19 protein-coding genes are annotated in these 18,599 nt (G+C 72.0%); 9 read left to right on the top strand and 10 right to left on the bottom strand.

Annotated elements, in window-relative coordinates; genetic code table 11:
- Window positions 1–81: 81 nt before the first annotated feature.
- Window positions 82–2,997, top strand: coding sequence for an ATP-binding protein (locus ACS3YM_RS18890; protein WP_439937978.1), 2,916 nt, complete (start codon window positions 82–84; stop codon window positions 2,995–2,997).
- On the opposite strand, the gene ACS3YM_RS18885 is transcribed toward ACS3YM_RS18890, so the two are convergent.
- Complete coding sequence (locus tag ACS3YM_RS18885) at window positions 2,994–3,455, bottom strand: SRPBCC family protein (protein WP_439937977.1); 462 nt, start codon at window positions 3,453–3,455, stop codon at window positions 2,994–2,996. The two genes, ACS3YM_RS18890 and ACS3YM_RS18885, sit on opposite strands and share 4 nt — an antisense overlap.
- A gap of 56 nt (window positions 3,456–3,511) precedes the next feature.
- On the opposite strand from ACS3YM_RS18885, the gene ACS3YM_RS18880 reads away from it, so the two are divergent.
- Entirely contained in the window at window positions 3,512–3,925 is a 414-nt protein-coding gene (locus ACS3YM_RS18880; protein ID WP_439937976.1) for a GNAT family N-acetyltransferase, read from the top strand.
- Here ACS3YM_RS18880 and ACS3YM_RS18875 read toward each other — a convergent pair.
- From ACS3YM_RS18875 to ACS3YM_RS18865, 3 genes are read right to left on the bottom strand one after another with little or no spacing between them, the layout of a single operon-like run.
- Entirely contained in the window at window positions 3,915–4,301 is a 387-nt protein-coding gene (locus ACS3YM_RS18875) for a VOC family protein (RefSeq protein ID WP_439937975.1), read from the bottom strand. The genes ACS3YM_RS18880 and ACS3YM_RS18875 overlap by 11 nt on opposite strands.
- A 13-nt stretch (window positions 4,302–4,314) precedes the next feature.
- On the bottom strand, window positions 4,315–5,217 hold the full coding sequence (locus ACS3YM_RS18870) for an NAD-dependent epimerase/dehydratase family protein (RefSeq protein WP_439937974.1): 903 nt from the start codon (window positions 5,215–5,217) through the stop codon (window positions 4,315–4,317).
- Window positions 5,214–5,891 (bottom strand): phosphatase PAP2 family protein, encoded by a 678-nt coding sequence (locus ACS3YM_RS18865; protein ID WP_439937973.1) that lies wholly within the window; start codon window positions 5,889–5,891, stop codon window positions 5,214–5,216. Before ACS3YM_RS18865 ends, ACS3YM_RS18870 begins: the two co-directional genes overlap by 4 nt.
- A 166-nt stretch (window positions 5,892–6,057) precedes the next feature.
- Here ACS3YM_RS18865 and ACS3YM_RS18860 point away from each other — a divergent pair, with 166 nt between their 5' ends.
- From ACS3YM_RS18860 to acs, 3 genes are all read left to right on the top strand, one after another.
- Window positions 6,058–6,405: a DUF485 domain-containing protein gene (locus ACS3YM_RS18860; RefSeq protein WP_439937972.1), complete on the top strand. Its 348-nt coding sequence runs from the start codon at window positions 6,058–6,060 to the stop codon at window positions 6,403–6,405.
- Window position 6,406: 1 nt separating this feature from the next.
- Window positions 6,407–8,041, top strand: coding sequence for a solute symporter family protein (locus tag ACS3YM_RS18855; protein WP_439937971.1), 1,635 nt, complete (start codon window positions 6,407–6,409; stop codon window positions 8,039–8,041).
- Between the two features lie 137 nt (window positions 8,042–8,178).
- Window positions 8,179–10,107: an acetate--CoA ligase gene (gene acs, locus ACS3YM_RS18850; RefSeq protein ID WP_439939927.1), complete on the top strand. Its 1,929-nt coding sequence runs from the start codon at window positions 8,179–8,181 to the stop codon at window positions 10,105–10,107.
- A 74-nt stretch (window positions 10,108–10,181) separates the two neighbouring features.
- Here the strand turns inward: acs and nhaA are convergent, their stop codons facing one another.
- Complete coding sequence (gene nhaA, locus ACS3YM_RS18845) at window positions 10,182–11,615, bottom strand: Na+/H+ antiporter NhaA (RefSeq protein ID WP_439937970.1); 1,434 nt, start codon at window positions 11,613–11,615, stop codon at window positions 10,182–10,184.
- 161 nt (window positions 11,616–11,776) lie between these two features.
- On the opposite strand from nhaA, the gene ACS3YM_RS18840 reads away from it, so the two are divergent.
- Window positions 11,777–12,181 carry a phage holin family protein gene (locus ACS3YM_RS18840; protein WP_439937969.1) on the top strand — a complete coding sequence of 135 codons (405 nt, stop codon included), beginning with the start codon at window positions 11,777–11,779 and terminating at the stop codon, window positions 12,179–12,181.
- A 15-nt stretch (window positions 12,182–12,196) separates the two neighbouring features.
- On the opposite strand, the gene ACS3YM_RS18835 is transcribed toward ACS3YM_RS18840, so the two are convergent.
- Genes ACS3YM_RS18835 through nth form a run of 4 tightly spaced genes read right to left on the bottom strand, consistent with a single transcriptional unit; the run spans window position 12,197 to window position 15,448 of the window.
- A complete protein-coding gene (locus tag ACS3YM_RS18835) occupies window positions 12,197–13,372 on the bottom strand; it encodes a MarP family serine protease (protein WP_439937968.1) in 1,176 nt (391 codons plus the stop codon).
- A gap of 5 nt (window positions 13,373–13,377) precedes the next feature.
- Window positions 13,378–14,121, bottom strand: a complete 744-nt coding sequence (locus tag ACS3YM_RS18830) for an NUDIX hydrolase (RefSeq protein ID WP_439937967.1) — start codon at window positions 14,119–14,121, stop codon at window positions 13,378–13,380.
- Window positions 14,118–14,723 carry a TlpA family protein disulfide reductase gene (locus ACS3YM_RS18825; protein ID WP_439937966.1) on the bottom strand — a complete coding sequence of 202 codons (606 nt, stop codon included), beginning with the start codon at window positions 14,721–14,723 and terminating at the stop codon, window positions 14,118–14,120. The genes ACS3YM_RS18830 and ACS3YM_RS18825 overlap by 4 nt, the downstream gene beginning before the upstream one ends.
- A complete protein-coding gene (nth, locus tag ACS3YM_RS18820) occupies window positions 14,720–15,448 on the bottom strand; it encodes an endonuclease III (protein WP_439937965.1) in 729 nt (242 codons plus the stop codon). Before nth ends, ACS3YM_RS18825 begins: the two co-directional genes overlap by 4 nt.
- A gap of 151 nt (window positions 15,449–15,599) precedes the next feature.
- Between nth and ACS3YM_RS18815 the strand changes: the two genes are divergently transcribed.
- The 3 genes from ACS3YM_RS18815 to ACS3YM_RS18805 all read left to right on the top strand — a co-directional run bounded on the left by ACS3YM_RS18815 (window position 15,600) and on the right by ACS3YM_RS18805 (window position 18,041).
- Complete coding sequence (locus tag ACS3YM_RS18815) at window positions 15,600–16,277, top strand: Crp/Fnr family transcriptional regulator (protein WP_056601912.1); 678 nt, start codon at window positions 15,600–15,602, stop codon at window positions 16,275–16,277.
- 67 nt (window positions 16,278–16,344) lie between these two features.
- Entirely contained in the window at window positions 16,345–16,836 is a 492-nt protein-coding gene (locus ACS3YM_RS18810) for a SigE family RNA polymerase sigma factor (RefSeq protein WP_439937964.1), read from the top strand.
- Complete coding sequence (locus ACS3YM_RS18805) at window positions 16,833–18,041, top strand: hypothetical protein (RefSeq protein ID WP_439937963.1); 1,209 nt, start codon at window positions 16,833–16,835, stop codon at window positions 18,039–18,041. Before ACS3YM_RS18810 ends, ACS3YM_RS18805 begins: the two co-directional genes overlap by 4 nt.
- Here ACS3YM_RS18805 and ACS3YM_RS18800 read toward each other — a convergent pair.
- Window positions 18,028–18,579, bottom strand: a complete 552-nt coding sequence (locus ACS3YM_RS18800) for a TIGR03086 family metal-binding protein (protein WP_439937962.1) — start codon at window positions 18,577–18,579, stop codon at window positions 18,028–18,030. The two genes, ACS3YM_RS18805 and ACS3YM_RS18800, sit on opposite strands and share 14 nt — an antisense overlap.
- Window positions 18,580–18,599 lie beyond the last annotated feature (20 nt).

Genomic DNA, 18,599 nt, shown 5'->3' with positions numbered 1-18,599 from the left:
GACCAGCGGTTCGCAGTGGACAGCGCCCCGGCTGACCGAGGATCCTGATCACCTCGGATCCCGCGCGATCGGAGGTGGAGCATGGGCTCGCTGCCCCTCCCGGACCTGCCGCCCGGGGCCCACCGTGACCTCGTCCTCGCACTCCATGACCTCCACCACCGCGCGGGCTGGCCGTCGCTGCGCACCCTGTCGAGCAGGACGGGGGTCTCGCACACCACCGTCTCCAAGGCCTTCTCCAACCCCAGGCCCCCGTCGTGGGGCACGGTCGAGGTGCTCGTCGAGGCGATGGCAGGTGATCCCGATCGCTTCCACGACCTCTGGCTGGCTGCCACCGCTCCGACCCGCTCGACGGTCTCGTCGACCGCGCCCCGCCTCGCCGGGCGTCGGGCGGAGGTCGCCGCTCTGCGGCGACATCTCGACACCGGCGCCGGGCTGCTGCTCGTCACCGGTGAGGCGGGCATCGGCAAGACGACCCTCGTCAGCGCTGCTGCCGACGGGGCGGACTCCCTCGTGGCCCGCGGGCGCTGCCTCCCCCTGTCGACCGAGGTCCCCCTGCTGCCCGTCACCGACGTCCTGGGCGCGATCCTCGCCGTCGAGGACGGCCTGTGGCTCAAGGAGGCGCTGGCCGACTGCCCCCGGCACGTCCGGAGCACCCTCGCCCTGGTCCTGCCCGAGCTGGAGGACGGCCCCCCGCAGCCGACCGACGAGTTCGCGAGACAGCGGTTGCTGAGCGCGATCACGGCCGTCCTGGGGACCGCCACCAGGCTGCGGCCCGCGGCGATCCTGCTCGAGGACCTGCACTGGGCCGACCCGACCACCCTCGACGTGCTCGAGCACCTGCTCACGCATGCGCCCGGGGTGCGGGTCGTGGCGACCCTGCGGGACGTCGGTCCTGACGTGCCCGACGCCACGGCCGACCGGCTGGCCCGGTTGCGACGGCTCGCCGCACCTCCGGGCATCGCCCTGGCCCCCCTCGACCTGACGGAGACGCGCGAGCAGCTGGACCGCGTGCTCGGGCGCGCGGCCACCGACGAGCTGGTCACGCGCATCCACTCCCGGACGGGCGGGAACCCCCTCTTCACCGAGCAGCTGGCGACAGCCCGACCGGACGAGCTGCCTCTCGAGCTGGCGGCGGTCTTCGAGGGACGGCTGGCGCAGCTCGACACGGACGCCTGGGCGGTGGTCCGGACCCTGGGAGTCGCCGACCGCCCCCTTCCCCCCGACGTGCTGGGCGCCGCAGCCGGCACCGCCGCCGAGCAGCTGGTGACCGCCCTGCGGGACCTCTCCGCCCTGGGACTGCTGGCGGACGCGCGGGACCCGGACCAGGTGGAGCTCAGGCACCCCGTGCTCGCCGAGGTCGTCCGGGGGCGACTGGTCCCGGGCGAGGCGGTCCTCCAGCACGTACGCCTCGCCGAGGCCCTCGGCTCGACACCCGACGCCGAGGCGGGGGAGGTGGCCCGGCACTGGGAGGCGGCCGGGGACGAGCGGCACGAGGTGGAGTGGCGCGTCGCCGCGGCGTGGCAGGCCCACACCAGGTATGCCGCGCACGTCGAGCTCCGCCACTGGCTCCGCGCCGTGGAGCTGTGGGCAACCGGCGACGACGAGCGCCTGGGGATCCCGCTGGCCCACGTCCTGCGCAACGCGATGGACGCCGCCCGGACCGTCGGCGACTTCGCCGTCGCGAGCACCCTCGCAGAGCGTGCTGAGACCGTCGAGGCGGACCCGGCCGATCGGGCGGCGCTGCTGGGCCGGTCGGGCCTCACCCACTGCGAGCTCGGCGACAGGACTCGGGGACTGACCACGATCGCGGAGGCGCTCGAGCTGCACCGCGACCTCCCGCCCTCCGCCGAGCTCGTCAAGTGCCTCGTGACGCGGGCCGCCTCCGTGTCCCACCACGGTCGCTTCGCGGACGCGCGGGAGGACCTCGCCCGCGCGCTGCAGGTCGCCGACGCCCTCGATGACGCCACCGAGCGCAGACGGGTGCTCAACTGGGCATCGTGGTTCGCGCTGGCGGGTGGTGAGAAGGAGAAGGCGCGCTCGCTGTCCCTGGAGGCGCTCGCGCTGTCCGAGCAGTCGGGTGACCCCTTCGTCGAGGTCGCTGTCGCGGTGAACGCGACGGACATCCTGCTGCACCTGTGCGCCCCGGTCGAGACCGTCCTCTCCACTGCCTCACGGGCCCTCGCTGCCCTCGACGGCCGGCAGCTCACCGAGCGCTCGGTGGCGTTCCTGCGCGTCAACGTGGGCGAGGCGCACCTCCGGGCGGGCGACTGCGAGGCCGCGGCCGCCATGGTGGAGGGCTCGACGCACGGCGAACCGGTCGTGGCGACGTACGAGGTGCACGCCGCGCGCGCGGAGATCGACGCGGTCCGGGGCCGGCTCGACGAGGCTCTCTCGCGGGTGGAGGCGCTGGACCGCGTCTCCCGACCGCAGGACAGCAACTGGGCGGAGTCCCAGGTGGCGCTGGCCGTCGCGGAGTACTGGTCCGGCCACCCACGACGCGCCGCGGCGCGGCTGGACGAGGCGCTCACGTTCTTCCTGCCGACTGACCGTGCGGGCCTGGCCGCACCCGCGGCCGCCTGGGCGGCGCGCGCCGCCGCCGAAGCGTGGCACCACTCCAGCCCGGAGGAGCGTCACGAATCCACCCGACGCCTGCGGGCGCGTCGGGCGGGAGCCGCCGTGGACCCCTTCGGGCCTGACGCGATCGGGGTCGCCGCTGCGGTCTGGCACCTCGTGTGGCGGGCCGAGCTCGCCCGGCTCGAGGGCAGCGAGGAGGTGGACCTCTGGACGGCTGCGGCCACCGGGTGGGACCGGCTGGCCCGCCCGCACGAGGCGGGCTACTGCCGGTGGCGGGCCGCCCAGGTCGCCCTGCACGAGGGGAGCGGCACCGTCGGCTCGCGCCTCCTCGCTCGTGCCGCTCGCGACGCCCGGCAGCACGTTCCCCTCACGGACGCCATCGCCCGGACCGCGACCTCCGTCGGTGCAAGCGACCAGCCTTAGGTGTGCTCGAAGGACCTCTGCAGCGCCTCGAGCACCGTGGTGCGCTCCCGCACCGCGATCATCCGCAGGACGGGGGTCGCGAGGCGGTAGGCGCCGTTGGTGTGCAGCCTGGCGTCGTGGCGCACGAGGGTCTCGTCGTCCCCCGTCGCCTCGAGGGTGTAGCCCGGCCAGCCCTCCACCTTGATCCGACCCGACGACGTGCTGTCCCACCAGTGGTGGAGCAGCCGGCGGGGCGGGTCGAACTCGACGATCTCCCCCGGCGTGGTGCCGAGGGTGGTCGAGTCCTCGTAGGTCGTCCCGAGCCCCGGGGGCCCGGTGGAGGTCAGCCGGGTCCGGCGCAGGATGCTGCCCTTGCGCGGCATCCACTGGTTGTGGCCCTCGACGTCGGCGAGGCGTTCGAAGACGTCATCGATGGGGGCCTGCACCGTGCGCACGATCTCGAACTCGACGTCACCCATGTCGTCATGGTCCGCCTTGCGGTGACCTGGCTGTCAAGCACTGGGAGGATCACCCCGTGACCGGAGACGACTACGAGATCCGCACCGAGCTGTCCGACATGGACTTCGACCGCATCCACCCGTGGCTCAGCGCCGACGCCTACTGGGCGCTGGGCCGCACGCGCGACAACGTCGAGACGGCCGCGCGGAACTCGCTCAACTTCGGCGTCTTCACCGGCAGTGGCGAGCAGGTGGCCTACGCGCGGGTCCTCACCGACCGCGCCAGCTTCGCCTGGCTCTGCGACGTGTACGTCGACCGCGACCACCGCGGCCGCGGGGTCGGCCACCGGTTGCTCGAGGCCGTGGTGGAGCAGCTCGAGCCGATGGGCCTCAGCCGGGTGCTGCTGGCGACCCGGGACGCGCACGAGGTCTATGCCCGCTTCGGTTTCGAGCCGCTGCCCGAGCCCGACAGGTTCATGATCAGGAGCTGAACAGCGTCAGCTGCATCCCGTCCGGTGCGGCGACCCGCGCGTTGCGGTCGCCCCAGGGCGTGTCGACCGGGGGCGCGACGGCCGTCGCGCCGGCAGCGGTCAGCGTCGCGGCGGTCGCGTCGGTGTCGGCGACGTGCAGCGCGAACCGCACCTTGCCCGAGACCCGCTCCCCCACCTCGAGGTCGTCGACCATCGCGGCCTGGGCCTCGTCGAAGAGCTCGAGGGTGACGCGACCGGCGTCGAGCAGCAGCACGCGGCCCTGGTCGCTGCTCCAGTCCTCGAGCTGCGGCAGCCCGAGCGCGTCGCGGTAGAGCCGCACCGCGGCATCGAAGTCGTCGACGGTCAGGGTGATCCTGAACTCGGACACGTCGGTCATGGGTGTCTCCTCCTCAGCTCCGCAGGCCCGCCTGCAGCTCGGCCAGTGCGTCCTCGAGCGACACCCGCGGCGTCCAGCCCCAGCGGCGGGCCCGGTCGGCGCGGATCTGACCGGTCCACGCCGGCTTGTCGTCCCACGTGGGCTCGACCCCGAGCGCCTCGGTCACGGCGCCGACGTAGTCGCGCTGCGTCGCCGGGCCGCTGGCGACGTTGACGGGGGTGCAGCCGCCCTCGACCGGACCGGCCTCCGGGTCGTGGCTCGGGGCGATGGCACCAGTCGCGAGGTCGGCGGCGATGGCGGCGAGGTCGTCGACGTGCACCCAGGCGAAGGTCTGGTCGGCGATCGCGTGCCGGCGCGCCTCGTCGGCGGCGAGGGCGGCAGGCTGGACGGTGTTCCAGACCGAGGACTCGCCCGGGCCGAGGATCGCCGGCGGCCGCAGCAACACCCGCGTCGTACCCGCCAGGCGGCCCAGCGCCGCGTCGACGTCGCGCTTCACGACGGCGTAGTCGCCTGCGTCGTCGTCCACGAGGGCGGCGTCCTCGCCGACGTCACCCGTGCCCGGGCTCCGGTCGTAGACGGCGGCGGTCGAGACGTGGACGAGCAGGGGCACGCCGGCGTCCACGGCCGCCTCCGCGATGACGAGGGTCCCGTCGAGCCCGATCCGGCGCTGGTCGTCGCGACCCGAGCCGAGAGGGTGCACGGTCGTCACCAGGGCGTCGGCCCCGGCCACCACGGTCGCGGCGAAGTCCGGGTCGGCGAAGTCGCCGACGTGCTCCTCGACGCCGGACGCCCGCGGCGCGGTGCCGACCCGGCGTACAACGGCGCGCACCGCCGCTCCGCGCTCGGCGAGGGCGGCCACCACGTGGCTGCCCACGAGTCCGTTGGCACCGGTCACGACCACGACGGGAGGAGTCATGCCTCCACCTTGTCAGGCTCCGGGTGGGCCACCCGTCCCGGCAGCAGCGTGCGGGCCACGACCGCGACCCAGATCGGCGCGAAGACCAGACTGGTGAGCACGTCGGTCGGGTGGTGCGCGCCCTGGTAGAGCCTCGACGGCGCCACGACGAGCGGCACCAGGAACAGCAGCCAGGTCCAGCGACGCCAGCGCGGGACGTACGCGTTGAGCAGCAAGGCCGTGGCGCAGTAGACGACGATCGAGGTGAACACGTGGCCCGACGGGAAGCTGTGGTCGGGCACCAGGCCCGGGTCGAGGATCTTCACCGGCGGCCGGTCGCGCGGGATGAGCGCGGTGACGACCAGGTAGAGCGCCAGCGTCGGCCCGACCAGGACGGCGTAGTAGACCGCCGGACGCCACGACCGCTCGCGCCGCGAGACCACCACGGCAAGGACCAGCGCGAGCGCCAGCCCCACGATCGTGTCGGCGACCTTGCTGCCGATGTCGGCGGCGAGGTCGAGGCCCGACGTGCGCCGGTCGGCGAACCACAGCACCACGTCGTCGTCCCAGGGGTCCACCGTCGACTCGAGGGGATGGGTCAGCAGCCACCCCACGGCGAGCACCCCGACGAGGATGAGCAGCCAGGCGGTGCCGAGGGTGCGGGCCGCCGCTCGGCGGTCGATGTCTTCTGCCACGGTGCGAAGAGTGCCACGACCGCTCGTCGTGCGGCACCCACCGTTGGGCGCGGAGCGGCGCCCACCGACCGACCAGCCCGCTCGCACCCCTCCCGACCTGCCTGTGACGGGTGTCACGGTGACGGCGGTCACACCTCCGTGACCCTCGCCCGGAAAGGTCCCTGACGTGACTTCAGATGCTCACGACCAGGCCGCGCGCCACGACCCCGTCTACGACGAGCTGTCGGCCCGGCCCGAGTTCGCGGAGCTGCGTTCTCGTTATCGCCGCTTCGTCATCCCGGCCACCGTGGCCTTCCTGGCCTGGTACGCCCTCTACGTCCTGATGTCGATGTATGCCCACGACTTCATGAGCACCAAGGTCGTCGGCAACATCAACGTCGCGCTGGTCTTCGGGCTGCTGCAGTTCCTGACGACGTTCCTCCTCGCCTGGGTCTACAGCCGCTACTCCAACCGCAACCTCGATCCGCTGGCCAGGCAGCTGTCGGACGAGTACTACTCCAACCGGGAGCGCTGACATGGAAGGCCACCAGATCCTCACCACGGCGCTGTTCCTCAGCGTCGTCGCCCTCACGGTCGGCATCACCATCTGGGCCAGCCGGAACTCCTCCGGCGCGGCCGACCACTATGCCGGCGGACGCGGTTTCTCCGGCTTCCAGAACGGCCTGGCCATCGGCGGCGACTACATGTCGGCGGCGTCGTTCCTCGGCATCTCGGGAGCCATTGCGCTGTCCGGCTACGACGGCTTCCTCTACTCGATCGGCTTCCTCGTCGCCTGGCTCGTCGCGCTCCTGCTCGTCGCCGAGGTGCTGCGCAACTCCGGCCGATACACGATGGCCGACCAGCTGGCCTACCGGATGAGGCAGAAGCCGGTCCGCACCGCGGCCGCGACCTCCACCGTCGTCGTCTCGATCTTCTACCTGCTGGCCCAGATGGTCGGTGCGGGCGCGCTCGTCGCGCTGCTGCTCGGCGTCACCAGCGAGGGCATCAAGAACCTGACGATCTTCTTCGTGGGCGCACTGATGATCTTCTACGTCACCGTCGGCGGCATGAAGGGCACCACCTGGGTGCAGATCGTGAAGGCGGTCCTGCTGATGGTGGGCTCCGCGCTGATCGTCGTGCTGGTGCTCGCCAAGTTCGACTTCAACCTGTCCGACCTGCTCGGCACCGCCGCCACCAACAGCGGCAAGGGCGGGGCGTTCCTCGAGCCCGGACTGAAGTACGGCGTCAGCCCCACCTCGAAGATCGACTTCATCTCCCTCGGCATCGCCCTCGTGCTCGGCACGGCCGGCCTGCCGCACATCCTGATCCGCTTCTACACGACGCCGACGTCGCGTGACGCGCGCAAGTCGGTGCTGTGGGCGATCGGCCTCATCGGCGCGTTCTACCTGTTCACGCTGGTCCTCGGCTTCGGTGCCGCGGCCCTGCTCGACAAGGACTCGTACGCCGAGGTGGCCGCGTCGGGCGGCAACCTGGCCTCGCCGCTGCTGGCCGAGGCCGTCGGTGGCGGACCCGGCTCCACCGGGGGCGCCGTCCTGCTGGCCCTCATCGCGGCCGTCGCCTTCGCGACGATCCTCGCGGTGGTCGCCGGCCTGACGCTGACCTCGTCGGTGTCGGTGGCGCACGACCTCTACAACTCGGTCTTCAAGGACGGCAAGGCGTCCGAGGCCGAGGAGATCCGGGTCTCGCGCATCGCGGCGGGCGTCATCGGTCTCATCGCGATCCTCCTGGCCATCCCGGCGCAGAAGCTCAACATCGCGTTCCTGGTGGCCCTGGCCTTCGCGGTCGCGGCCTCGGCCAACCTGCCGGCGATCATCTACAACATGTTCTGGCGGCGCTTCAACACCCGCGGCGCGCTCTGGAGCATCTACGGCGGCCTCATCTCCGCCGTCGGCCTGGTGATCTTCAGCCCGGTCGTGAGCGGCAAGGGCACCGACCCGGTGTCAGGGAAGAACCTGTCCCTGCTGCCCACGGACATCGACATCTCGTGGTTCCCGCTGGAGAACCCCGGCATCGTGTCGATCCCGCTCGGCTTCCTCCTCGGCTACCTCGGCACGATCACGTCGAAGGAGCCAGAGGCCGAGGAGCGCTACACCGAGCTCGAGGTACGCGCCCTCACCGGCGCCGGCGCCGAGCAGGCCGTCAAGCACTGACCCGCACCACCGTGACCCCCTCGCCGGGCCGGAGTAGGTTCGGCGAGGGGGTCCACCCACCCCCAGCTTCCCCAGCCCCGCCCGAGGAGAGAGCCTTGCCCGAGCCGACCCAGACCAACCAGACTCTGTCCAACCTGATGACCGAGGACCGGCGCTTCGAGCCCCCGGCCGACCTCGCGGCCCACGCCAACGTCACGGAGGAGGCCTACGCCCGTGCCGACTCCGACCGCGAGGCCTTCTGGGCCGAGGCGGCCGGCCGGCTGGACTGGGGCCAGAAGTGGGACCAGGTCCTCGACTGGACCAACCCGCCCTTCGCCAAGTGGTTCGTCGGCGGCACGCTCAACGCGTCGGTCAACTGCGTCGATCGCCACGTCGCCGCCGGCAACGGCGACAAGGTGGCGATCCACTGGGTGGGCGAGCCCGAGGACGACACCCGCGACATCACCTACTCCCAGCTCAAGGACGAGGTGTCGAGGGCTGCCAACGCGCTCATCGAGCTCGGCGTCAAGAAGGGCGACCGGGTCGCCATCTACATGCCGATGATCCCCGAGGTCGTCGTCGCCATGCTCGCGTGCGCGCGCCTCGGCGCCCCGCACACCGTGGTCTTCGGCGGCTTCTCCGCCGACGCCCTCGCCTCGCGCATCACCGACTGCGAGGCCCACGTCGTGATCACCTCCGACGGCGGCTACCGCCGTGGTGCGGCCAGCGCGCTCAAGCCCGCGGTCGACGAGGCCGTCGGGAAGACCGGCGACCTGGTGCGCCACGTCCTCGTCGTACGACGTACGGGCCAGGACGTCGACTGGGACGAGTCGCGCGACGTGTGGTGGCACGACGCCGTCGACGGCGCCTCGCCCGACCACGAGCCCGAGATGCACGACTCCGAGCACCCGCTCTACGTCATGTACACCTCCGGCACGACCGGCAAGCCCAAGGGCATCCTGCACACCACCGGCGGCTACCTCACCGGGACGTCGTACACCCACTGGGCGGTCTTCGACCTCAAGCCCGACACCGACGTCTACTGGTGCACCGCCGACGTCGGCTGGGTGACCGGACACTCCTACATGGTCTACGGGCCGCTCGCCAACGGCGCGACGCAGGTGATGTACGAGGGCACGCCCGAGAAGGGCCGCTGGTGGCAGATCGTGCAGGACTACAAGGTCTCCATCTTCTACACCGCCCCCACCGCGATCCGGACCTTCATGAAGCAGGGTCGCGAGATCCCCGACGGCTACGACATGTCGTCGCTGCGGCTGCTCGGCTCGGTCGGTGAGCCGATCAACCCCGAGGCCTACATGTGGTACCGCGAGGTCATCGGCGGCGAGCGCTGCCCGATCGTCGACACCTGGTGGCAGACCGAGACCGGCCAGATCATGATCAGCCCGCTGCCCGGTGTCACCGCCGGCAAGCCCGGCTCGGCGATGAAGGCCCTTCCCGGCATCTCCGCGGACGTGGTGGACGACGAGGCCAAGTCGGTCGGCAACGGCAACGGCGGCTACCTCGTGCTCAAGGAGCCGTGGCCCGCGATGCTCCGCACGCTGTGGGGCGACGACGAGCGCTTCAAGGAGACCTACTGGTCGCGCTGGCCCGGCCTCTACTTCGCCGGCGACGGCGCCAAGCTCGACGACGACGGCGACGTGTGGCTGCTCGGCCGCGTCGACGACGTGATGAACGTGTCGGGCCACCGCCTCTCCACCACCGAGATCGAGTCGGCACTCGTGTCGCACCCCAAGGTCGCCGAGGCGGCGGTCGTCGGAGCGGCCGACGAGACCACCGGCCAGGCGGTGTGCGCGTTCGTCATCCTGCGCGAGGCGGCGGGCGACGGCGGGCCCGACATCGTCGAGGAGCTCCGCAAGCACGTCGCCCACGAGATCGGCGCGATCGCCAAGCCCCGCCAGATCATGGTCGTGCCCGAGCTGCCCAAGACCCGCTCCGGCAAGATCATGCGCCGCCTGCTCAAGGACGTCGCCGAGCACCGCGAGGTCGGCGACGTGACCACCCTCGCCGACTCGACGGTCATGGACCTGATCAAGGGCAAGGAGGGCTCGGCCGCCTCCGACGAGTGACCCCCAGCCCGCGCTCCGCGCGATCCGTCATACGAACCCGTGCCTCTTGGTGCGGGTTCGTATGACGTACTGCGTCAGGCGCCCGGGCCCTCACCTGGTCCGTCATACGAAGGCACACGCATGGCGTCGGGTTCGGATGACGGATCGGGCGTACGCCGGCGGGTGGCGGCGAGCAGCAGCACGACGCCGACGACGGCCGCGAACAGCGAGGCCAGCAGGATCGCGATCTTGGCCTCCTCGGTCAGCAGGTCGGCGCCCGGGAACGACAGCCCGGCGATGAAGATCGACACCGTGAAGCCGATGCCGCCCACAGCGCCGAGGCCGAGCACCATCGGCCAGGTGGTGGACTCGGGCAGCTTCCCGAGCCCGAGGCGTACGGCGGCGAACGACGCCAGGAAGATCCCGACGGGCTTGCCGAGCACCAGGCCGAGCACGATGCCCAGCCCCACCGGCTCGGTGAAGACCTTGCCGATCGCCCCGAGCTCGACACCGGCGTTGGCGAGCGCGAAGACGGGGAGCACGACGTACGCCGACACCGGGTGGAGCGCGGTCTGCAGCCGTTCGACGACGGACACCGACTCCTTGAGCAGGAACCGCATGCGGGCGAGCTCGTCGGCGTCGAGGTGGCGGTCCTGCAGCGCCCGGGTGGCGTAGCCGCGGGCCACGTCCTCCTTGAGCAGGGGCGTCGCGGGGGCGAGCAGGCCGATCGCGACGCCGGCGAGCGTGGCGTGCACGCCCGACTCGAGCAGCGCGAACCAGACGCCGACGCCCAGCACGGCGTAGAGGGTGACGGCCCAGATCCGCAGCCTCGTGGCCACCACCATCGCCAGCAGCAGGCCGACGGCCAGCGCCAGCCAGCCGAGCGAGAGGTCGGACGTGTAGAAGACCGCGATCACCAGGATCGCGCCGATGTCGTCCACGATCGCCAGCGTCAGCAGGAACAGCCGCGCCGCCGACGGGATCCGCCGCCCGAGCACGCCGAGCACGCCGACCGCGAAGGCGATGTCGGTGGCCATCGGGATCCCCCAGCCGGCACTGCCGTCGCTGCCGGGCGGGTTGAGCGCCAGGTAGAGCCCGGCCGGCACGAGCATGCCGCCGATCGCGGCGATGATCGGCAGGGCGGCCGTCTTCGGGTCACGGAGGTCGCCGTTGACCAGCTCGTACTTGATCTCGAGGCCGACGACGAAGAAGAAGATCACCATGAGGGCGTCGTTGACCCAGTGCTGCAGCGACTCGTCGAGGTGCAGCGGCCCGACGTCGAGCGTCAGGTGGGCGTGCCAGAGCGCGTCGTACGACGACGCCCAGGGGCTGTTGGCCCACACGAGGGCGACGGCCGCGGCGAGCAGCAGCAGCAGCGAGCCCGCCGCCTCGACGCGGAGGAACTCGCGCACCGGTCGCGCGACGAGGCGGGCCAGTGGCCGGTTGCTGGCGCTGTAGACCGGGCCCGCCTCCCAGAGCTCGTCGTCGACGCTGGGGTGGCCGTGGGGGTCGTGGGGACGTGAAGCCATGCGCTGGCGCATCCTTCCGGGGTGGTCGGGGTAATGATCACCGCGGCGACACGCCACGGGCCGACCAGACTTCCCGGCTCACCTGAGGCCCCAGTCTAGACGGTCGCGTTGGTAGGGTCGCAGCCGTCAGCCCCCGGCGTACACCGAAGGACAGCACCCCCATGGCACACGAACCGGTCAAGGACACGGATCCGACGCTCGGCAAGCTCGTCATGGACGCGCAGCGCGACATCTCGAGCCTGGTCTCCAAGGAGATCCAGCTCGCCAAGTCCGAGCTCAAGGTCAGTGTCAAGCACGGCGGGGTCGGCATCGGCCTCTTCGCTGGCGCGGCGTTCCTCGGGCTGCTGGCGATCATCATGCTGTCGGTCTCGATCGCCTACTTCATCCACTGGAACGGCTCCGGCCTCGACCTGCACTGGGCGTTCCTGATCGTGTTCGCGCTCTACCTCCTGATCGCCGGCCTCCTCGCCTTCATCGGCCTCAAGCAGGTCAAGCAGGTCAAGGCGCCCGAGCGCGCGATCGAGCAGGGCAAGCAGATCCCGCAGGCCCTCAAGGGCAAGGGCTGAATCTCGAGACTGCGCTCAGCGCACGCAGGTGCCGGTGTCGACGGGCGACTGGCTGGTCACGCCGAGCGCAGCTGACTCGGCGACCTGGCTGGCGGTCAGCGCGTAGCCGGTGTCCTGGTCGCTGACCGACGCCGCGAACACCAGGCCTGCCACGTCGCCGGCGGAGGTGAGGATCGGGCCGCCGGAGTTGCCGGGACGGATGATCGCGCGCAGGGAGTAGACCTGACGGATCACAGTCCCGTCGCCGTAGATGTCGGGCGAGCGCAGCCGCTGCTGGGAGCGGATGCGGCCGGACCTCACGTCGTAGGGGCCGTCCTCGGGGTAGCCGAGCACGGCGATGTTGTCGCCCGGCTCGGCCCGGGTGTCGAAGGCGAGGTGCGGGGTCCCGGTGTCGGGCAGCGACAGGACGGCGACGTCGAGGTCGGCGTCGTAGAGCACGACGGAGGCGACGACCGAGGAGCCGCCCACCTCCACCTCGGGGCGGGTGACACCGGCCACGACGTGGGCGTTGGTCATCAGCCGGCCGGGGGCGAAGAAGAAGCCCGTGCCCTCCACGCCGCTGCCGCACCCGTTGGTGCCGCGCACCTTGACCACGCTGGCCTGGGCGTCGATCACGTCGGGGTCGGTGAGCATCCGCGGGTCGCCGGGCTTGACCGCGACGATCCGCTCGGGCGCGAAGGGCTCGAGGTAGCGCGGGAAGAACGTGGTGCCGACCACGTTGTTGAAGGTCCCGAGGACCTTGCTCGAGTCAGCCGGCAGCGTCTGGTCGACCTTGGCCAGGATCGCGGACTCGCGCACCATCGGCGTGATCCCACCGATCCGCGTGCCGGAGACGGCGACACCCAGGGCCCACGCCACGAGCAGCACGGCGACGGCACTCAGCACCGAGCCGCCGATGGCGTCGACGGCTCGGATCGGCTGCCAGGTGATCCGGTCACGGATCCTGGAGCCGACGAACTGCAGCAGCGCCTGGCCGAGGGAGGCGGAGATGATGACGATGAAGAGCGCGCCGAGCGAGACCCACAGCGACGGCGCCGCGTCACCCAGCGCCAGGGGCGCGGCCCAGATGCCCAGCAGTCCGCCGAGGAGCAGGCCGGCCGTGGCGAAGGCGCCGGTGATGAAGCCCTGCCAGTAGCCCGAGAGGGCATAGATCCCCACGAGTGCGACGAGGCACCAGTCGAGGATGTTCATCGGCGCTACTCCTCGAGCTTGGTGTTCTGCACGCGGTTGGGCGCCAGGTCGGTCTGTCGGGGTTCACCTTGCAGCATGTGGTCGGGCAGGTCACGCACCCGCGCCCTGTCCCAGTCCTCGGCCCAGCCGAGGTAGCTGAACAGGCGGGCGATGATGCCGGCCGTGAAGCCCCACAGGATGACGTCCTTGTCCGGGCCGATGAGGAAGCCGGGGCCCATCCAGCCGCTGGGGTGTCGGACGTTGATCCGGAAGTCGGGGTCGAGCAGCTCGGCGATGGCGACGTGGTGGATGGCGTGCACCTCGTCGGGGCTCTCGATGCGCACCTCGCCCTTGTCGCGCCAGTAGCCCAGGACGGGGGTCACCGCGAAGTTGCTCGGCGGCAGCCACAGCTCGGGCAGCTCGCCGAAGACCTCGATCTCCTCGGGGACGAGCCCGATCTCCTCGTAGGCCTCGCGCAGCGCGGCCTGACGGGCGGTCTCGCCCTCGTCGAGCGACCCGCCCGGGAACGACACCTGCCCCGGGTGGGAGCGCATGTGGTGGGCGCGCTCGGTCAGCAGGAGCTCGCCGCGGTGGGCGAGGTCGTCGGGGCCGGCCGGGTCGTCGTGGCGGTCGGCGAAGACCATCAGCACGGCGCCGCGCCGGGCGTCGCTGTCCTCGGGCGGCATGAACCGGGTGAGCTCGTGGACGGTGATGCTCGAGGCCGCGTCGACGACCGGGCCGAGCCAACCCGGGAGCACCGGGTCGTTCACAGCTCGATCCCTAAGTGCTCGGCGACGAGGTCCTTGACCTCGGCAACGGAGTCCACGCCGCCGGAGGCCTGGCCGACGACCTCTCCGTCGGCGTCGACGAGGACGAAGGCCGGCAGGCCGCGCCGGGCGACCGCGAACGCCTCCTCGACCATCAGCTCGCCACCGGGGTCGGCGATTGACGGGTAGGTGGCCCCGGTGTCCTCCGCCAGCTCGAGCGCACCGGCGGGGTGGACGTCGTTGAAGTCGATGCCGAGCACGGCCACCTGGTCGCCGTACTTCTGGTGGAAGCTCTCCAGCGCCGGCATCTCCTTGCGGCACGGCACGCAGAAGGCCTGCCAGAGGTTGATCAGCATCGGGCCCCGCAGCGAGGACAGGTCGACGTCCTGGCCGCCGCCGAGGCACGGCAGGGTCAGCTCGGGGAGCCCGCCCTCGACCGGCTCGCCGTCACCGGGCACGCAGTCCTCCATGCCGATGCGCTGCTTGGCCTCGCGCAGCGCCGGGGTGTCCACCTGCACGTCGGGAGGGCGTACGTCGATGCCGCCGCCGGACGTGCACGAGGTGAGGAGCACGACCAGCAGGACGGCCAGGAAGGACTTCCTCATGCGGGCCCCTGGGTGGTGACCAGCTTCTCCGCCTCGATCGGGTCCGTCGGGCCGGCACCGTAGGAGGGGCACAGCTTGGCGACCGGGCACGCGCCACACGCCGGCTTCTTGGCGTGGCAGCGGCGGCGACCGTGCCAGATGAGGTGGTGCGACAGCATCGTCCAGTCGCGCTTGGGGAAGAGCGCACCCACGGCGTGCTCGACCTTCACCGGGTCGGTCTCCTCGGTCCAGCCGAAGCGGCGCGCGAGGCGACCGAAGTGGGTGTCGACGGTGATGCCCGGCTTGCCGAAGGCGTTGCCCAGCACGACGTTGGCCGTCTTGCGGCCCACCCCGGGCAGGGTGACGAGGTCCTCGAGGCGACCCGGCACCTCGCCGCCGAAGGTGTCGACCAGCGCCTGGCTGAGCTTGAGCAGCGAGTCGGTCTTCTGGCGGAAGAAGCCGAGCGGGCCGAGCAGCTGCTCCAGGTGCTCGCGCGGGGCCGCCGCCATCGCCTCGGGCGTGGGGTAGGCCGCGAAGAGCGCCGGGCTGGCGGCGTTGACCCGGCGGTCGGTGGTCTGCGCCGAGATCACGGTGACGACGAGGCACTCGAACGGGTTGGTGAAGTCGAGCTCGGCCTTGGCCTCGGGATAGGTCTCGGCCAGGATCCGGTCGATCCGGCGCGCCCTGCGCACCAGCGACGTGTCGGGCTTGACGGGCACGTCCGCGACGCGCTGAGGGGCAGGCACGCGCTCAGCCTACGGTCCTCCACCGACACCCCTCGAACGGGCACAAAGCGTCCCACACCGGGGCGGAATGGCCCTTGTGACCCACACCACGGCTAGGATCGTGCCGATCCCGAGGGCATCTCAACGGGACGCACTCACTTGGAGGATAGACGTGGACAACGACGTGCTCCGTCAGGCACCGCTGTTCAGCTCGCTCGACGACGAGGCCGCGACCGCTCTGGGCGGCTCGATGGCCGAGACCACGCTGCGCCGTGGCGACGTCCTCTTCCACGAGGGAGACTCCGGCGACAAGCTCTACGTCGTCACCGAGGGCAAGGTGAAGCTCGGCCGGTCCTCCTCCGACGGCCGCGAGAACCTCCTCGCCATCATGGGCCCCGGCCAGATGTTCGGCGAGCTCTCGCTCTTCGACCCCGGCCCGCGCTCAGCGACGGTCACGGCGGTCACCGACGCCACCTTCGCGTCGCTCTCGCACGACGACCTGCTCAAGTGGCTCGAGGGTCGCCCCCAGGTCGCGCGCGGCCTGCTCTCCCAGCTCGCCGGTCGCCTGCGCAAGTCCAACGACGTCGTCGCCGACCTCGTCTTCTCCGACGTCCCGGGCCGTGTCGCCAAGGCGCTGCTCGACCTCGCCGACCGCTTCGGCCGCACCGCCGACGACGGCGTCCACGTCCACCACGACCTCACCCAGGAGGAGCTCGCCCAGCTGGTCGGCGCCTCCCGCGAGACGGTCAACAAGGCGCTCGCCGACTTCGCCTCGCGCGGCTGGCTGCGCCTGGAGCCCCGCTCCGTGGTGATCATGGACCTCGAGCGGCTCTCGCGCCGCGCCCGCTGACGATTTCTCGCACCACCTGACCCCCGTCGAGGCGCCTGCGTGCGTCGTGCGTCGTGAGGGGGGGCAGATGACCGACAGATCCGGGTTCGACGAGTTCGTCCACGCACGGGGTGCTGCCCTGGCGCGCACGGCGTACCTGCTCACCGGTGACCACCACCTCGCCGAGGACCTGGTGCAGGCCGCCCTCGTGCAGGCGGCGAAGCACTGGGAGCGCATCGAGACCTCGCCCGAGGCCTACGTGCGGCGCACGATGTACCACCAGAACATCTCCTGGTGGCGTCGCCGCAGGCTCGCGGAGTCACCCCTGGAGTCGTACGACGCCCCGGTGCCGGCAACCGACCCGACGGTGCGGCTCACCCTGGAGCAGGCCCTGCGCCGGCTGACGCCGCGCCAGCGCACCGTGCTGGTGCTGCGCTACTTCGAGGACCTCACCGAGGTCCAGACGGCCGCCGCGCTGGGCATCTCCAGCGGCGCGGTCAAGTCCATGTCGCGCCAAGCCCTGCAGCGGCTGCGCGTGCGGGCCCCCGAGCTCGCCGACCTGGTGGGAGCAGAAGCATGACCACGGACCTCCGCGAGGAGCTCACGGCCCTCGCCGACACCCAGACCTTCTCCCCCGACCCGGCCGCCTGGGACCGCGGCCGGCGGGCCCGTCGCCGCGACCGGGTCGTCCGCGGCGCCGCAGTCGTCGCTGTCGTCGGCGTCATCGCCGGCTCGGCGGTCCTCGTCGCGCGACCGGACCCGGTGGGACCTGCCGACGACCCCGTTCGGGACGGCGCGATCCCCAGCCGGATCGCGGATCCCCACGGGCCGCTCGTCACCGACCTGGCGTTCGGCCGCGCCTCGGTGGCGTACGTCGACGAGCTCGGGCAGCCCTTCCTGGTGAGCGCCACGACCGGCGAGACCCGCCCCGTCGAGCTGCCGGACTTCCCCGAGATCGGCGACGACCTGGCCGCGTGGTTCCACGGACCAGCGCTCGCCCTCTCCCCGGACGGCGAGCGCCTGGCCTACCCGGCGGGCAGCTCGGTCGAGCGGGTCCGGGGAGTGACGACGGTCAGCACCGGCTGGTATCGCGTGGTCGACCTGACCACCGGCGAGACCGGCCTCGTCGACCTGGTGCCCGGCACCGGCACGCCGCGCGCGATGACGTGGACCGCCGACGGAGAGATCGCGATCGACGTCTTCGCCCGGATCACGCAGCCCGGCGAAGTCCCCCCGATCACGAGCTGGACGATCGACCCGGCGACCGGCGACAGCAGCACCTCGGCCCTGACCGGCGTCGTGGCTCCGGGCGAGGGGATCAGCGCGCCGTACCCCCTCGACGACGAGCCCGTCCGGGCCGTCCCCTTCGAGACGGCCGACGGCCGCGACCCAGGCCGCGAGCTGGCCGCCGACCTCTACCCGAGCGGCGCCTCGGTCACGCCGGTCGGCTGGGCCGACGACAGCCTCCTGGTGGCGCGGGTCGACGGGCCTGCCGGCAGCTACGTCGAGGGCGACCACCTGGTCCTGATGACCTCACCCGATCGCCCGCGGTCGGAGTGGACCTACCGCATCCTGCTCCGCGACGTCCCCGACGCGTCGAGCCTGAGCCTCGCCGTCGATCTGGTCCCCGACCTCGACGGCACCTCGGCGCAGGTGCTGACGCACGACTTCGGCGACACCACCGACCCGGACGCCGGCCGCGGCCGGGTGCCGTACGTCCTGGGCGCACTGATGGCGCTGCTGAGCGGGCTCGCCTTCGTGCGGATGATGGTCAAGCGCGCCTAGGGCTCCGACCCGCGAAAGCCACGAGCCGTTCGTAGGCCCCCGCACCCTCGGGCGCCTCGACCTCCGGGCCGAACGCCTCGCCGCGGTTGTCCGCCGTCAGTCCCTGCTGCATGAACGCCAGCCCGCGCGTGGCCACCTCGTCGTCCAGCGGCACCGACCGGCCGAGGGCCTGCACCAGGTCCCACGTGTGGACGCCCAGCTCGGCGCTCTGCCAGTCGGCCTGGGCGACCTGGTCGTCGGGCTGGGCGTGCCAGTGGTGGATCAGGTCGTCGGCGTGGGTGCGGAAGTGCGACGTCAGCTGGGCGGGGTCGGGGTCGACGCCGGTCCCCGCGCTCCAGTCGACGTCCTCGCCCCGACCCTGCTGCAGGAAGTGCTCGGGCGCGGCGGCGAGGTGGTCGGCGAGCTGCCGCACGGTCCACCCCTCGCACGGCGTCGGCTTGTCCAGGTCGTCGGGATGGACCGTCGCGAGGGCGTCCCCGGCCTGGTCGAGGGCGCGGGAGAGGACGACGACGGCCTGGTGCTGGTTGGTCAGGTCCATGCCCCCACCTCACCGCGCGA

Source organism: Nocardioides sp. N13(2025) (assembly GCF_051912545.1).
Taxonomy (GTDB): Bacteria; Actinomycetota; Actinomycetes; order Propionibacteriales; family Nocardioidaceae; genus Nocardioides.
The sequence above is the reverse complement of the archived record's forward strand: the minus strand, read 5'-3'. Positions and strand labels throughout refer to the sequence as shown.

Excerpts from the sequence above, each read along its gene's own strand:
- ACS3YM_RS18890 (WP_439937978.1), top strand. The coding sequence starts at position 82 with ATGGGCTCGCTGCCCCTCCCGGACCTGCCGCCCGGGGCCCACCGTGAC.
- ACS3YM_RS18885 (WP_439937977.1), bottom strand. The coding sequence starts at position 3,455 with ATGGGTGACGTCGAGTTCGAGATCGTGCGCACGGTGCAGGCCCCCATC.
- ACS3YM_RS18875 (WP_439937975.1), bottom strand. The coding sequence starts at position 4,301 with ATGACCGACGTGTCCGAGTTCAGGATCACCCTGACCGTCGACGACTTC.
- ACS3YM_RS18870 (WP_439937974.1), bottom strand. The coding sequence starts at position 5,217 with ATGACTCCTCCCGTCGTGGTCGTGACCGGTGCCAACGGACTCGTGGGC.
- ACS3YM_RS18855 (WP_439937971.1), top strand. The coding sequence starts at position 6,407 with ATGGAAGGCCACCAGATCCTCACCACGGCGCTGTTCCTCAGCGTCGTC.
- acs (WP_439939927.1), top strand. The coding sequence starts at position 8,179 with ATGACCGAGGACCGGCGCTTCGAGCCCCCGGCCGACCTCGCGGCCCAC.
- nhaA (WP_439937970.1), bottom strand. The coding sequence starts at position 11,615 with ATGGCTTCACGTCCCCACGACCCCCACGGCCACCCCAGCGTCGACGAC.
- ACS3YM_RS18840 (WP_439937969.1), top strand. The coding sequence starts at position 11,777 with ATGGCACACGAACCGGTCAAGGACACGGATCCGACGCTCGGCAAGCTC.
- ACS3YM_RS18835 (WP_439937968.1), bottom strand. The coding sequence starts at position 13,372 with ATGAACATCCTCGACTGGTGCCTCGTCGCACTCGTGGGGATCTATGCC.
- ACS3YM_RS18825 (WP_439937966.1), bottom strand. The coding sequence starts at position 14,723 with ATGAGGAAGTCCTTCCTGGCCGTCCTGCTGGTCGTGCTCCTCACCTCG.
- ACS3YM_RS18810 (WP_439937964.1), top strand. The coding sequence starts at position 16,345 with ATGACCGACAGATCCGGGTTCGACGAGTTCGTCCACGCACGGGGTGCT.
- ACS3YM_RS18805 (WP_439937963.1), top strand. The coding sequence starts at position 16,833 with ATGACCACGGACCTCCGCGAGGAGCTCACGGCCCTCGCCGACACCCAG.
- ACS3YM_RS18800 (WP_439937962.1), bottom strand. The coding sequence starts at position 18,579 with ATGGACCTGACCAACCAGCACCAGGCCGTCGTCGTCCTCTCCCGCGCC.